Raw genomic sequence first — 14,932 nt, 5'->3', positions numbered from 1 at the left:
ACGATCAAGCCAGTCAACGACATGTAGTGCATGTGCGATGCTGGCTTTTTTGTTGTGTTGGAAGGTACGCCGCCTCGACAATTTCTTAATAGCAAGAGTCTACTAGGCATAGGCCGAAATTACAGACAATAATATGAACATATGCCGAAGATGAAGAGGAGCGTTGATGCGTGTATGTTGAATACGACCATTCAACAATTGTACGACATCATGAACGGCAATCCGATCGAACGAAAATGGCTGCTCGTGAGCAGTTATGCGCAGGGCCATCAATGGCTCGAACAAATAACGAGACTCCATGGTCCGGTCTTCAATACTGAAGTACGGACACTTGAATCATGGGTGCAGGAGCGCAGCAGACTGATATTGGCTAGACAGAAGCTGAGCTATCTCACATCCTCTGAATCGAAATGGATCGTATGCAAGCTGCTTCAGGATATGTCCCTTTCCGGCAAGGCTTCTTATATCCAAGGAATTGTGTTAACGCCTGGGTTAACAAATGTGTTTCATCAAGCGGTTGTTGAGCTCCGTGAAGCAGGTGTAAAGGCGGAGCAGCTGGAGCCGCGGCAGTTCGAACAGCAGAGCAAAGGCGTGCTGGTCAAGGAGCTGCTTACAAGATACGAGGCTTATCTGGAGCAGCATCGCTATGTGGATCTGGCTCGAATCCTAGATTATGCCTCGCAGCTTACCGTGTCAAAGGGCGTTATCATCGTTGATGAACATGCGGTTCGCAATGAGATCGAGAGAAGACTGCTCCATATACTCACGACGGGCGGGCAATGTAGTTCACTACGTTCACTTTCGCCTGAGGCGGAGCAGGAGTTCATACTTCATGCTGACTCCATTGAATTCTTTCACGCAAATGGGGCGCTTGCTGAAGCTCGCGAAGTTATCCGCCGTATCATGAAGAGGGATTTACGGGTGGATCAAGTGGAGATTATCGCTTCTAATTATGATGCGAATGTGTCCGCAATATTTACGGCTGCAGCAACTACAGGGATCCCATGCACTTATGCAGATGGACTGCCGCTTGGGGTGATGAATGCAGGGAAAGCAGCGAAGCTGTATCTGGAATGGCTGCGTTCCGGATTCGATCTGAATCCGATTCTGACAGCCTTGAAGCAAGGAGTTGTTCGTTTTCAGGTTGACGAGTCGAACAGCATTTCATCGGCGTTACTCATTCATGAGTTGGAGCAATCGGGGATCGGTTGGGGTAAAGAACGATACGCGCTTCTTGAGCAATTAGCGAAAGCAGAGCATATTTCTGAAGAAAGACGGGCTGTATTAAGCCTGCTGCAGCGCGTATTCAAGAGGCTGCTGCAGCCGCTGACAGAAGAAGCGCTCAACTCACCAAGCAGATTGCTTAGCGAGCTGATTCGCTTCGTCGAATCGTATGTTCTGCTTGATAAGTATGATGGATCGGTTATCAAGCAGTTAAAGCTGCTTCAGAAGTCGATAGGTGCAGCTGGTGATATCGTGATGAGCAGTGTATTGGCTCTGCTCTATATACAGGAAAGTGTTGAGGGGATTCGGGTTCAGGTTGCAGCAACTCCAGCACCTGGTGCGATTCATGTAACATCCTTGAACGGCGGCGGGCACAGCGGACGTCCATACAGCTTCATCATGGGGATGTCTGAGACGAATTGGTCGTTGGCTCTGCGCCAAGATCCTGTCCTGCTTGATGAGGAGCGCGCTCGCATCAGTCCTAATCTGCGCCTGAGCTCCGAAATAGCGGCTCGAAGACAGCAGGAACGATATGAGCGCTTTGGCATGCTGGGGGGGCATTGTACGCTGAGCTATTGCTCTTACAACGTGGCGGATCATAGGGAATACATGCCAGCGCATGAAATGCTGCAAGCCTATCGACGCAGCGCCGCGCAGGCCGACGCAGATTATGTCGCGCTGCACCGAGCGATGGGAGAGGCTGTGCGATATTATCGCAGTCCGACCGGATTGGATTCGGAAGCGACTGACGTCTGGATGCGCGCTTTGCAGACAGAGCATGCAGGCTTGAAGTCTGCACAGCAGAGCCTATATGCCGCATATCCGCTGTTGATGGATGGAGTGAAGGCTGCACAGGCGAGGCTGTCTGCAAGCGTGTCTCCGTACGATGGGATTATAGACACATCGCAGTACCCGATTGCGCTGCCTGGTGAACCAGGCGCGGACTCAGATGCCTTCAGCGTAAGCAAGCTGGAACAGTACGGTAGATGTCCGCTTCAATACTACTATCAGGAAGTGCTGGGCATTCGCGCGAAAGAGGTCACGGTTTACGATCGTACAAGGTGGCTGGATGCGATGGAGCGGGGGAGCTTGCTTCATGACATCTTTAATCAGTATGTGATGGCGATGAAGGAGCTACAGCAAGCCTCGAATAGTCCGATCAGCCATGATGCCTCAATGCTGCGCGACATCACCGAGAACGTCATCGCTCGATATGCAGACGCTGTACCAGCGCCAAGCGAGCACATTTTTCGCAAAGAAGCAGAGAGCATCCGCAAGGATGTACAGATCTTCCTAGTAGGGGAACGGAAGCGAGCTTCAAGCACGACCTATAAGGAAACGGAGCTCCAGCTTCATCAAGATTCGAAGCCTTTTGAATTAGCGCTGGAGAATGGAATAAGCTTGCCTCTACGAGGCATCGTCGATCGGATCGATGAGATCGCACCGCATCAATATAAGATATACGATTACAAGACAGGCAAACCCAAGATGTATAAGCAAAATGAATGCTTCTCCAAGGGCACACAGCTGCAGCTTCCGCTGTACGGTGCTGCAGTTGAGCAGTGGATGATTGAGACGGGCTATGATGTGGATGCGCAGGTCGTTGATTCGGCGTACTTGTTTCCGACGGAGCGCGGAATGGGCGAGGAAGTAACGCGATCGCAGCAGCGCAGAGGTGATCTAGCCGATCTGCTTTATCACATGCTGGAAGCGATGCGGGAGGGGTTATACCCGCCGGCAAGCGATCCGATAGGCTGTGCATGGTGTAATTATGCGGATGTATGTGGAAGTCATGCGGAGCAATTTCAAGTGAAGCTAGAGGCTCCCGAAAATGCTGATCGCTTGCGCCACATTTTGGAGGTGTACCGATATGTCTAAAGTGAGCACCGAACATCTGATGAGGGAAGACGCCGCTGCACGCGATCGAATTGCGACGGATTTGGATACGACATTTCTCGTTGAAGCAGGGGCGGGCTCGGGTAAGACGACCTCCATGGTCGGTCGAATGATCGCATTGATTCGGGCAGGCAGGGCGGAAGCGCGCAGCATTGCTGCGATAACATTTACGAATAAGGCGGCGTCTGAGCTGAAGGGAAGATTCCGCATCCAGTTGGAGAAGGAGCTGGCGCAGGCAGTTAATGGACAGGAGCGTAAGAAGCTTGAAGCGGCGCTGCGTCAAATGCCGGAGTGCTTTATCGGGACGATTCACGCCTTCTGTGGGAGACTGCTGCGAGAACGTCCGATTGAGGCGGGGCTTGATCCCGCATTTCGCGAGATGGAAGAAGATGAGGATCAGGAGTTTCGCGATCGCTGCTGGGATGAATATTTGGAGGAAATGCGCCTGCGCGGCGACGTTCAACAGATAGCGGAGATCGCTGCGCTGCAGATCGATGTTGAAGTGTTGCGATCGGTTTACAATCGAGTCTCTGAATATGAGGATATTGAAATCTATACATGTGAAGTCGAACGTCCGAATGTTGACCGGATTCGTGATACGTTGTTCTCATTGATGGAGTCAGCTGCTCCATATATCGGCACGAATGAGCCGGAGAAAGGCTGGGACTCGCTGCAGAAGACGATTCAGGAGGCGATGCGTCATGTGCGGAGCAAGGATATGGCGGAAGACATGAACGTGCTGTCGGTGGCGAAGCTGTTCGACCGTACTCTGGATGTGACTCAGAATCGCTGGACAGATGCCAAGATGGCCAAGGCGTTTAAGCAGCATTTTCAGGATTGGAAAATTAATGTACTCAAGCCCTTTCTACAGAGCTGGCGGGAGTATGTGCATCCGAAGCTGATCGCTTTCGTCCTGCCTGCGGTGCGCTATTGCAGACAGAAGAGAACGGAAGCTGGCAAGCTTAATTTTCAGGATCTGCTGATGAAGGCGTCTGAGCTGCTGCGTTCGTACCCAGAGGTTAGAGCATACTTCGGACGGCGATATACCCGATTGTTTGTCGATGATTTCCAGGATGCGGATCCGATTCAAGTTGAGATGATGATGCTCTTGACCGGAGCAGACGCAAAGGAATCGGATTGGCGCAAGCAGCTGCCGCGAGAAGGTTCCTTGTTTGTCGTCGGTGACCCGAAGCAGGCCATTTATCGTTTTCGCCGCGCGGATATATCCACCTACAATTATGTAAAGCAGCGGATTGAGCAGTGCGGGGAAGTGCTGCAACTGACACGCAATTTTCGCTCGGTTAAGTCGGTCGGCGATTATGTCAATTATGCATTCGAGAGTAGATTTGCAATTCCTGGAGCTGCAACTGACAGCCAGGCTCCGTTTGTACGAATGATTACGCAGCGGAACAACCCGAGCAGCAAGGGCGCTCTGCACGGTGTGTATACTGTCACCATCCCTGGGCAAGTTCGTGATAAGCAGGATCATATTGCGGACTATGATGCCGAGCAGCTAGCGCGGTATGTAGCTTGGGCTTGCTCCGGCAATCTAAAGATCGCGGAGAGAGCCAGTGCAGACGGCAAGCCTATGATGCGGCCTGCACGAGCGGGCGACTTTATGATCCTGCTCAAGTATCGCAAGTATATCAACCTGTACGCGGAGAGGCTAGAGAAGTACGGCATCGCTGCCGATACTTCCGGCAGTATAGCGGTAACGAAGGAGCTGCGCGCGCTGGCTCTGCTGGCGTTGACGCTCAGCGACCCGACAGACCGCATCCCGCTGTTAGCGGTCCTTCGGGGTATGCTGTTCGGGATCAGCGACGATGAATTGTATCATTACCGCTGTGAGAGCTGCGAGATTCATCTGCACATCGCGGCAGACCCAGATAAGCTGTCTGCAAAGGGCCGCAAGGTCGATCAGGCGCTAGGCAAGCTGCGCCAATATGCGGCTTGGGCAGCGGAGCTTCCTGCGCTTGCGGCGTTTATGCGCATCGTGGATGACATCGGACTCGTACAGGCTGCGGCCTGCGGCGAGTCAGGCGCCATTCGCAGCGGGACATTGATCAAGCTGCTCGAGGTGCTGCAAAGGGATGCGGCTGCCTCGGTGGATTGGCAGGCGCTGACGAGCCGGCTGCAGCAGCTGACCGAGAGGGGCAGCATGGAAGCCTCGAGCCTGTTCGCGGGCAGCGGCGACGCTGTGCGGATCATGAATCTGCACAAGGCGAAGGGCTTGGAAGCTCCAGTCGTGCTGCTAGCATGCCCGTGCGGCAACAAGGACCACGATGCCGCAGAGCATGTGGACCGCATGGCGGAGCCGCAGCGCGGGTACTTCACGATCTCGAGGCAGCGGGACATGTACACGTCTGAGATCGTGGCCCAGCCTTTTGGCTGGGCAGAGCGCGGCGAGAAGGAGCGGGAGTTCATGCACGCGGAAGCGGAACGCTTGCTGTACGTAGCAGCGACTCGCGCGATGCAGCTCTTGATAGTGAGCCAGTATCCGACGCGTCCAGCCATCGATCCGTGGGGCTTGCTCGCGGACTCGCTGCGCAATCAGTCGGAGCTGGACATTCCACCTATCGCGCCTGTCAGCGCGGAGGAGCTGCCGGCGATCCCGGATGTCGCGGGAAGCTTGGCTGAGTGGCAGCAGCGCTTGGCGGCAAGCGTGCAGCCCAGCTATCAGATCGCGGGCGTAACCGGCTTGACGAAGGAGGCGAGCGAGATAGTGCTGGAGCGTTCCGCCGACGGCAAGGGCATGGCGTACGGCACGCTCGTTCACAGCTGCCTTCAGGCGCTGGGGGAAGGGATGGAGCGCAGCGATCTGTACGACTTCTGCCGCTTGGCTGCAGAGAAGGATGAGGACTTCGAAGCAGAGTGGCTCTCAGCGGCAGAAGCAGCAGTGCTGCAGGTAGCAGAGTCAGAGCTGTGGAAGCGTACTTTGAATGCGCGGCGCAAATATCACGATTTCTCTTTCATGACTGCTCGTCCTCATGAGGTCAGCGGTTCGGATTCGGCAATGCCTACCCTGCTGCGAGGTGTCATAGACCTCGTTTTTGAGGAGGATGATGGCTGGGTCATCGTGGACTTTAAGACAGATCGGTACGATATGCCGCAAGAGCAGCAGTTTGTTGAGTATTACAAGCCGCAGGTGCTTGCTTATAAGGATGAATGGGAGCGCACGATTGGCGGAACGGTGAAGGAAGCGGGATTGTATTTTATTGATACAGGACGATATATTGTGCTCTAGGTAGAGGCGGGAACCGATTGATAGCCTTGGCTGTCCGGTTCCCTTTTTTAGTGGGGTAACAAATGGTTGATAGGCGGCTTTACTTAGTGTAACGGACACAGGGGACGCTATTTTAGGTTTTTGTGGTATATTTTGAGTTTCGCGGACACAGAGGACGTTATTGGCACTAAAACTAGCCATTTTCGGTAGATTTAGGTCAAATAGCGGCTCTACGGTCCGCGAGTAGGGCGAAGTAGCGGTTTTAGCTGCAAATAACGGCTTGTGTGTCCGCTACCGAGCAGGAAGCCTTATTTCGTTGGGTAGTAAGTGGTTAATAGGTAGCTTAGCCTACTGAAACGGACACAGGAGACGCTATTTTAGGTTTTTGCGGCATATTTTGAGTTTTGCGGACACAGAGGACGTTATTGGCATCAAAACTAGCCATTTTCGGTGGATTTGGGTCAAATAGCGGCTCTACGGTCCGCGAATGTGGCGAAATAGCGGTTTTGGTCACAAATAACGGCTTGTGTGTCCACTCCCGAGCAGACAGCGCAGTAGAATCAGCCGAAGATCGCGAGACCACAGACAGCACAGAGAGGGAGTAATCAGATGATAGATCTAGTATTTGTGTACGGCACATTGCGAAGAGATGAGGTGAATGCGGGACTGCTTCGGGATGCGGAATGCATTTCAGAAAAGGCTTATGTGAGAGGTAGGTTGTATGATACCGGATGCGGTTATCCTGCTCTAACCCTGTCAGGACATCAACGCGTGCAAGGAGAGGTGTATCGGATAGATGCCCCTACTCTGAAGCGGTTGGATGAGTTGGAGGACTACTATGCGAAGGGGGATCCTCGCAATCTGTATGAGCGTGTGTCCGTCACCGTTCATACGGAGCAAGGAGATATGCGTGTCTGGACGTACATTTTCCTAGAGGAGCAGGCTTCACAGCTTGAACTGATCGGAACTGGGGATTGGCTCAAGAGTACGGAAAATGAGTAAGTAACCTAAAAGGACACACCACACCATATACCAGTATACGATGGGTGTGTCCTCCTAAGGTTCACGATTACTATTGAACAACTGGCTGCTTCTTGAAGAAATGCTTGAGCGCTTTATACACTTCTGCCTTCTCCTTGATCACATAATACATAAAGTCCGGGTATGTGATATTGCGATAGGCTGACATCAGTGTACTGCTGCGGTTATATTGGTTCACTTCTCCGTATCCGAACATATTGGTGCGCTTCAGCAGCTCCTTGATGAGTTTCACGCAGCGTTCGTTGTCACTCGTTAGATTATCGCCATCCGAGAAATGAAATGGATAGATGTTGTAGCTGGAAGGCGGATACCGGCGATCGATGATATCCAGCGCTTTTAGGTAGGCGGATGAGCAGATCGTCCCTCCGCTCTCGCCGCGGGTGAAAAATTCATCCTCGGTCACTTCTTTAGCCTCGGTATGGTGAGCGATAAAGACGATCTCGACCTTCTCGTATTGGCGGCGCAGGAAGCGGGTCATCCAGAAGAAGAAGCTGCGCGCGCAATATTTCTCGAAGGAGCCCATGGAGCCCGACGTATCCATCATCGCGATGATAACCGCGTTGGACTGCGGCTTTACGATTTCTTCCCACGTCTTATATCGCAGGTCGTCGGGGCTGATATGATGAATACCCGGCTTGCCGTCGATCGCATTGCGTCGGATATTTTCTAGAATCGTACGTTTCTTATCGATGTTGGACATGATGCCTTTCTTCCGGATATCGTTGAAACGAATATCCGTCACTTCGATGAGATCTTTATCCTTAGGCTTAAGATTCGGCAGCTCGAGCTCGTCGAACAGCATATTTTCCAGCTCCGCAATGCTAATTTCCGCCTCGACTACATCCACGCCAGGCTGATCTCCAGCCTGCTGTCCTTTACCTGGTCCTTGCTCCTTATCGGTGCCGAGGACGTCGCCGACCTTGCTGTCGCCGTCTCCTTGGCCAACATGCTTCTTCTTATTAAAGTTGTATACGAAACGGAATTCATCCAGACTGCGAATTGGAACTTTAATGATCTGCTTGCCGTCTGACATTATTATATTTTCCTCGGTTACGAGATCGGGCAGATTTTGCTTGATCGCCTCGCGCACCTTCTGCTGATGGCGGGCTTGGTCCTGATACCCCTTGCGATGCAGCGACCAGTCCTCGCGGGACACGACAAAGTTTCTGAAGCTGCTGTTATCCATACCTGACACCTCCCAGCGCTCAAACCGCGCGAAGCGCGTTGTTACTTAATGTATTCAGGAGAGGGGGAGATATGTGAGAGCAGGGAGCTGAAGGATGTAATTCTAGATTAAGGTTGCCGATGTTACAGCATGCAATATGAAGGTATTTACTAAATGCTGGCGAATAGCTATATGGTGATATTGAAATATTTGGGATAGAAAGAAGGGTGGATGGTGAAGCAGAAAACGACCATATTGTTGGTGAGACACGGACAGACGGAGTGGAATGTTGCTCGCAGATTCCAGGGTCATCAAGATTCTCCTTTAACCGAACTAGGCGTTAGACAAGCGGAGTGGCTGGGTGAATCCCTGCAGCATGAGCGGATTGATGCAGTGTACTCAAGCTCAAGTCCTAGAGCTCGCAGAACAGCAGAAATCATTATCGCTCCGCGAGACATGGAGATTATCGAAAGCGATGATTTGAAGGAGATTAACCTTGGCGTCTGGGAAGGCCAATCTCAAGAGACTGCAGAGCGTGAAGACGAAGAGCAGTTTCATTATTTTTGGAATGACCCGGAACATTTCCATGTTCATAAGAGCGAGACCTTTCAAGAGGTATCTGAGCGTGCCGTTCGTAAGCTTCAGCAGATCGTTGCTGAGGAACAAGGTAAGACTATATTAATTGTCGCGCATACCGTCGTCGTTAAAGTGCTGATGGCTTATTTTGAAGGTCGGGAACTGAGGGATATTTGGAATCCGCCTTATATACATCCAGCTTGTTTGTGCAAGGTTGAGCTGACCGATCATATTCCTGATATTTTGCTGCATGGAGATATTCAGCATTATAAGGAAGAGCCCACTGTTCGTTAGCAAGTGCCGCCTCATGAGGAGCGACAAGCTTAGACTATATATCATTCATTTCACATAACGATATGGAGGTCTTGTTTCATGTCTAATACAACGAAAGTCACACGCATTAGCGATCTGGATTCGAATATGAAGACCAATGAGCAGTCTGATTCCGAATTGATCTGGCTGACGCCAATGGATAAGCCCATACAGATTGCGGGTTTCGCTTGGTGGGAGCGCGATCACGCTTACCGCAGACTTCCTGTACATGATGAGTACGGCATCACGGGTCCGGTTAATCTATTAGCGAATTGTACGGCTGGAGGGCAGCTTCGTTTTCAAACAAATGCGACAAAGCTATGTGTGCGCGTTAAGCTGAGTGAACCTTCCTTGATGGATCATATGCCGGCTACAGGGCAATGCGGTTTCGATTGTTATATTGGCACGATTGGCGATATGCGTTATTACTCGACTACTCGATTCAGCATATTCAATAAAGAGTATGAGTGCGTGCTGATCGATATCCCGGAAGCTGAGATGCGGCATATTACGCTGAATTTCCCATTGTATTCGGGTGTGGAGGAAGTACATATCGGATTCAACAGGGAGGCAGAAATTGCTGCGCCTATTCCATACGTGAGCGATAAGAAGGTCATTTATTATGGAACTTCGATCACTCAAGGCGGATGCGCCAATAGACCGGGTATGGCTTATACCAACATCGTGAGCCGTACGATACCGTTGGAGCATATCAATCTAGGCTTCTCTGGCAATGGCAAAGGAGAACCTGAGCTCGCCAAGCTGATCTGCGAGATTGAGAATCCTGCCCTGCTCGTGTTGGATTATGAAGCAAACTGCGTTAACTTAACGCTATTCAAGCAGACACTGCCTGAATTTATTCGCATCTATCGATCGAAGTATCCAGAAGTGCCAATACTGGTAGTCTCGAGGATTGCGATATCTGACGAAGTGCTGAAGAAAGAGGCCAAAGAGCTTCGTCTAGAGCGCAAACAGTTCCAGATCGACTTGATCGAGGAATTGCGTAATGCGGGAGATGAGCATCTATATTTCTGTGATGGTGAAGAGATTGCCGGCACAGACTTTGAGTCAACTGTAGATGGCGTTCATCCGACAGACCTCGGATTTATGCGCATGGCGGAGAAGCTGACTCCGATTATCGCTGAGCTGGTAAGGCTCTAAATAAGAAAATGAAAAGAGCGGCTGCTTCCTGATCGGTTAGGTCGGGAGGTAAGCCGCTTTTGTGCGTTCTGATCGTAATAATTAACTATAACTATATAGTCAATTGTTCGTGATTGTCCGTGTAGATAAGATGAATGGAGCAGGTACATTTTCAGCAAAGGTGGAGTCGTAAATGGGCAACGAAATGAGTTCGATCATGGAGCGGAAGATCCCCCTATTTATCGTGACGGGTTCTAGCGGCTCAGGGAAAACCTACGTTATTGCGGAGCTGCGCAAAATATTGCCGGAATACGATATCTTCGATATCGATAATCTCCGCGAGCTAGGCGTAACAGATGAACAGCAGATACGTAACGTCTGGCTGCGTATTGCGCGAAATACAGCTGAAAGCGGACGGAAGACGATTATTTGTGGGACTGCTATGACGTGGGATATCGAGAAGTGCCCCGACTATTCTTATTTTAAGCATGTCTATTATCTGAATTTACATTGCCATGATGATACTCGCGAGAAACGATTGCGTGCAAGAAACTGGCCGGATGAGATGATTCAAGAGTATAAGAATTTTGCGAAATGGTTGGTAGATAACGCGGAAAAAGAATATACGCCGCCTATGCCGATCGTAGATACTACGAATACCGACGTAGCTGATGTGGCAGCTCAAATTAAAAAATGGGTTCTGCAATATGCTTGAGACTTACTGCATTTCGTGCAGTTATTTATGCTTCATATGGCGGAATGGGATGAATTAACTGCAAATCGTACATCTAATTCAGAGGTATTGGTTGATTGGGCGGAAAGTTGGGCGAATTAACTGTAGGAAATGCAGTTAGCTGTGCCATAAAAATGAATGCTGTAAATTAACTGCACGATCTGCATTAAGCAACTAGTCAAAATACTTCAGCACATCCTGAGCTAGCTCATATTGAACGACTCGCACTCCCTTGCCACGGTGAACGGACGATAGCCAACCCTTTTGACATAGGCGATGCAGCATCTTAACCGCTGTACGATGACTGATCTCAAAGTGTCGCTCCACATCCTTTGGACGAATGGGACGAGCTAACTGAATCGCAAAACGAATCATTTCTTTCTCGGCCATGAGAGCTCTTGTTACAGAGGTGGAAGAGGGCTGATGTCTGCTCATCACCATGCGCAGCAGGGTCAAACACAGCTCGGGCCGCTGTTCCACATCATCGTAGGCGAAGGAGATAACGTGATAACCCATAGCGTATAGGAACGTTTCTCGATTCAGCTCATTACAATACTTTTGCCTGTCCATATCGCGTACGTGAGAGGCGTAGCCTTTGATCTCGATTAGTAACCTGACATGTCCCGGCAGCCATGCGTAGTCAGAGAAATAAGATCTTCCTCTCCAATCCAAAACTTCATACTCGGGATGAAGATCGTGGAAATGGCCTTGCAGCGGCCACCACACGTTGCGCAGGAATAAGGTTTCGGCGTGCCGCTGTCCTCGTTCCAAACGCCCGCGCCGTTCACCAGACCTTGCTGCTAGATGGTGCTCGTGAAACGAAGCTTGTGCTTCTTCGAAGTTCATTGCTATCATCCTCTCTTGGAAATGGTTAGTTTGATTCAGCATTGCCGTCATAACGCCAAAACGTCCCGTTCGCACTCATAAGAGTGTAACGGGACGTTCTTCGTCGCCTGACAATAGGGCATGGGCTGCTACGTTTGCAGGCTCATGACGGCGCTGATGACTCGCTCGCGGGTATCTGCATCTACCGGATGCCCGTAAGCAAGCTCCAACGCCCATAGGACAGCGCCTGTCGCAGGCGGTATGTGCAGCATGATGTAATGGCAGCGATGGTCGGTCAATTCCGCGACCGCCTGCTTATACTTATTCAGCAGCAGCGGACTTTCCGCCTTGACCCACACGGAGCCCGCCAGCACGATCTCGACGTCCTGATCAAAGTCGAGATTGTGCATGCAGCCGACCGTTGAACGGGCCAGCTGCTGCGCACAATTGTCGATGATATCGAGCGCTGCCGAATCTCCGTTGTCAGCAGCGGAGAACAGAATCCGCATCAGCTCCGTATTGGGGAGCGTCCGCTTCAGCACGCCTTCCAGCGCGCACTCGATGAACGCCGCTCGATCCGATAGCTGGAGCAGCGCCATAACCGGCTCGGTCATCTGAGTCGGCTGCCCCATCCGGTAGAAGCTGTCATACACCGCGCGAATCACCTTGCGCGCGAGATAGAAGCCGCCGGCCTCGTCACCGGACAGCTCGCTGCCGACGCCGCCGACCTGAAGGCGGTTCCCGCTCGGGGAGATGCCGCCGGTAGAGGTGCCGGAGCCATTGATGGAGCAGATGCCATAGCCCTTCTCGCTTCCCGCTTTAATGCCGAGGAACGAATCATTGTCCACGGCATATAAGGTAAAGCCGATTCGCTCGATCACCTCGCGCAGCTTGCTCTTCTGCGTAGGAACATCAGCTCCAGCCAAGCCGAAGGCGCCCGCGGCACAATCCGCCATCGTGAGCTGATTACGCTGCAGCAGGGGCTGAATGTTCTCATTCATGATGCGGTAGGAGCTTTCATAGGCATCCTTGAATTGTTCATGGCTGCAAGTGCCTGCACGGATATGGTCAACGAAGCCGCCGTGAATATCAAACAGAAAGTAATCTGTCTTGCTGTTTCCACCGTCAACGCCGATGACATACTGTCGGCTTAGGCCCATCATGACTTCACAGCCTCGGAAAAGAACTGCGGGAGGTATGCCTTATGCGCTTCCTTCATCTCCTGAAAACAGGAATAAGCAGCATCATAATCGCCTACCAAGGGGTTCATAAGCAGCGCGCGCATGGCCGTATCCTCGCTTCCCGTGACGGCAGCAGCAACGGTTTCGCGCTCGTACGCCTTTACCATACGCATATAGTCGATGATATGGCGATTGTCGAAGTGAGGAACCTTGATTGGCTTAGCTCCATCCTTGCCGATGATCGCGCACACTTCAACGGCGTCGCTATCTTCCATGAAGTCTAACGCACCGTTGTTCAGCAGATTCACGACATGCACCTCTTGCTTGTCGTTATAGATGGCATCCACTAGACTGATCGCGACTTCCGAATAATTGGCGCCTCCGCGTGTGGAGAGCAGATCCGGCTTCGTATGCAGCTCGGAATCTTCATAGATCGCTAACAGTTCCTCTTCTATCTGCATGCACTTCTGTCCACGTGTTTGTTCACTAGCATGAAGCGTGTTCAGCTTCTTATTCTTGAAATAATAATACTCGAGGTAGGAGGAAGGTATCGCTCCAACCATCTGAATGAGCTCTTTGCTGAAGCCGCTGGAAGGAATGTTCTTCATCGCCTCGCTGTTGAGTCCCATTTGTAGAGCCTGCTTCAGATAATCCGTTCCATCCTGCTCTATAGCGGTTATCCAGCTCAAATGGTTCAGCCCAATATAGGTGAATCGAGGATCCTCGAGGTGCAGCGTTTCTCGTATGCTCTTGAACATATTAAACGGTACATTGCATAGGCCAAGCATCTTAACCTCGCTATGGTTCAGCAACGCCTCCGTAATGATTCCAGCAGGATTAGAGAAGTTAATGAGCCAGGCGTCCGGACAGAGCTCCTTCATGCGTTCCGCAATATGAAGCATGACCGGAATGGTTCGCATAGCTTTGAAGAACCCGCCTATGCCGCAGGTTTCTTGGCCGATCATGTTATGGGTTAATGGGATCTGTTCATCAAGCACGCGCGCTGGCAGCTTGCCAACACGAATCTGTGCCAGCACGAAGCTAGCATCCCGCAGCGCTTCATCCAGATCCATCGTCATCGTAACCTTGCAGGGGAGATGAGCAGCCTGAATCATACGCTCGCATAGGCGGCCAACGATACCCAGCTTCCGCTCGTCGATATCCATCAGGACAAGCTCGTCAATGGGCAAGTTGTCTTTCCGCTTAATCATGCCTTCTATCAATTCAGGTGTATAGGTACTGCCTGATCCGATGATCGCGATCTTCAACTTGTTATTCATGAACATGACGCCCCTTCTATGAGAAATAAAATGAACTAATCATTACCATTTTTCGGAGCTATTATAGCACCGGTAGAAGAAGATATTCAATAACTTTTGGAAATAAAATATTATTATTGTGAATTAATTTCGAAATAAAATTTCAAAAGCAGATAAATCTATTTTGTTTCAAGTGGACAGACATCCTTGTTTTTCAGAGATAATCCGCTTATGATAAAAATGATTTTGAGGTTTGATTACAATCAATCGCGGTGAGTTGTTCAGCTTAGTGAACGTTTCATACAGCTTAAAGCATAGATACAGCATCGAGCATGATACACACAGAATGCAGAGGTG

The 14,932-nt window shown here is 50.9% G+C and carries 10 protein-coding genes; 6 read left to right on the top strand and 4 right to left on the bottom strand.

Annotated elements, in window-relative coordinates:
• Nucleotides 1-174: 174 nt before the first annotated feature.
• The 3 genes from ACXX53_RS02115 (at nt 175) to ACXX53_RS02105 (ending at nt 7,345) form a co-directional block, all read left to right on the top strand.
• Entirely contained in the window at nt 175-3,102 is a 2,928-nt protein-coding gene (locus ACXX53_RS02115) for a PD-(D/E)XK nuclease family protein (RefSeq protein ID WP_458566942.1), read from the top strand.
• On the top strand, nt 3,095-6,364 hold the full coding sequence (locus ACXX53_RS02110; RefSeq protein WP_458566941.1) for a UvrD-helicase domain-containing protein: 3,270 nt from the start codon (nt 3,095-3,097) through the stop codon (nt 6,362-6,364). The genes ACXX53_RS02115 and ACXX53_RS02110 overlap by 8 nt, the downstream gene beginning before the upstream one ends.
• A gap of 588 nt (nt 6,365-6,952) precedes the next feature.
• The gene (locus tag ACXX53_RS02105; protein WP_458566940.1) at nt 6,953-7,345 is read left to right on the top strand and encodes a gamma-glutamylcyclotransferase family protein; all 393 of its coding nucleotides are present in this window, start codon (nt 6,953-6,955) and stop codon (nt 7,343-7,345) included.
• Nucleotides 7,346-7,415: 70 nt separating this feature from the next.
• Here ACXX53_RS02105 and yhbH read toward each other — a convergent pair whose 3' ends face one another.
• Entirely contained in the window at nt 7,416-8,570 is a 1,155-nt protein-coding gene (gene yhbH / locus ACXX53_RS02100) for a sporulation protein YhbH (RefSeq protein ID WP_458566939.1), read from the bottom strand.
• Nucleotides 8,571-8,783: 213 nt separating this feature from the next.
• On the opposite strand from yhbH, the gene ACXX53_RS02095 reads away from it, so the two are divergent.
• From ACXX53_RS02095 to ACXX53_RS02085, 3 genes are all read left to right on the top strand, one after another.
• Nucleotides 8,784-9,419, top strand: a complete 636-nt coding sequence (locus tag ACXX53_RS02095; RefSeq protein ID WP_458566938.1) for a histidine phosphatase family protein — start codon at nt 8,784-8,786, stop codon at nt 9,417-9,419.
• Between the two features lie 78 nt (nt 9,420-9,497).
• Nucleotides 9,498-10,598, top strand: a complete 1,101-nt coding sequence (locus ACXX53_RS02090; protein ID WP_458566937.1) for an SGNH/GDSL hydrolase family protein — start codon at nt 9,498-9,500, stop codon at nt 10,596-10,598.
• A 184-nt stretch (nt 10,599-10,782) separates the two neighbouring features.
• Entirely contained in the window at nt 10,783-11,292 is a 510-nt protein-coding gene (locus ACXX53_RS02085; RefSeq protein ID WP_458566936.1) for a nucleoside kinase, read from the top strand.
• 192 nt (nt 11,293-11,484) lie between these two features.
• Here the strand turns inward: ACXX53_RS02085 and ACXX53_RS02080 are convergent, their stop codons facing one another.
• From ACXX53_RS02080 to ACXX53_RS02070, 3 genes are all read right to left on the bottom strand, one after another.
• The gene (locus tag ACXX53_RS02080) at nt 11,485-12,156 is read right to left on the bottom strand and encodes a hypothetical protein (protein ID WP_458566935.1); all 672 of its coding nucleotides are present in this window, start codon (nt 12,154-12,156) and stop codon (nt 11,485-11,487) included.
• A 128-nt stretch (nt 12,157-12,284) separates the two neighbouring features.
• The gene (locus tag ACXX53_RS02075; RefSeq protein WP_458566934.1) at nt 12,285-13,298 is read right to left on the bottom strand and encodes an N-acetylglucosamine kinase; all 1,014 of its coding nucleotides are present in this window, start codon (nt 13,296-13,298) and stop codon (nt 12,285-12,287) included.
• A complete protein-coding gene (locus ACXX53_RS02070) occupies nt 13,295-14,596 on the bottom strand; it encodes a 6-phospho-beta-glucosidase (RefSeq protein ID WP_458566933.1) in 1,302 nt (433 codons plus the stop codon). The genes ACXX53_RS02075 and ACXX53_RS02070 overlap by 4 nt, the downstream gene beginning before the upstream one ends.
• Nucleotides 14,597-14,932: the final 336 nt, after the last annotated feature.

Source organism: Paenibacillus marinisediminis (genome assembly GCF_054343325.1).
This window is presented reverse-complemented; position numbering and strand designations above follow the sequence as displayed.

Coding starts and splice junctions, on each gene's coding strand:
- ACXX53_RS02075 (WP_458566934.1), bottom strand. CDS start 13,298: ATGATGGGCCTAAGCCGACAGTATGTCATCGGCGTTGACGGTGGAAAC.
- ACXX53_RS02115 (WP_458566942.1), top strand. CDS start 175: ATGTTGAATACGACCATTCAACAATTGTACGACATCATGAACGGCAAT.
- ACXX53_RS02110 (WP_458566941.1), top strand. CDS start 3,095: ATGTCTAAAGTGAGCACCGAACATCTGATGAGGGAAGACGCCGCTGCA.
- ACXX53_RS02090 (WP_458566937.1), top strand. CDS start 9,498: ATGTCTAATACAACGAAAGTCACACGCATTAGCGATCTGGATTCGAAT.
- ACXX53_RS02085 (WP_458566936.1), top strand. CDS start 10,783: ATGAGTTCGATCATGGAGCGGAAGATCCCCCTATTTATCGTGACGGGT.
- ACXX53_RS02105 (WP_458566940.1), top strand. CDS start 6,953: ATGATAGATCTAGTATTTGTGTACGGCACATTGCGAAGAGATGAGGTG.
- ACXX53_RS02070 (WP_458566933.1), bottom strand. CDS start 14,596: ATGAATAACAAGTTGAAGATCGCGATCATCGGATCAGGCAGTACCTAT.
- yhbH (WP_458566939.1), bottom strand. CDS start 8,570: ATGGATAACAGCAGCTTCAGAAACTTTGTCGTGTCCCGCGAGGACTGG.
- ACXX53_RS02080 (WP_458566935.1), bottom strand. CDS start 12,156: ATGAACTTCGAAGAAGCACAAGCTTCGTTTCACGAGCACCATCTAGCA.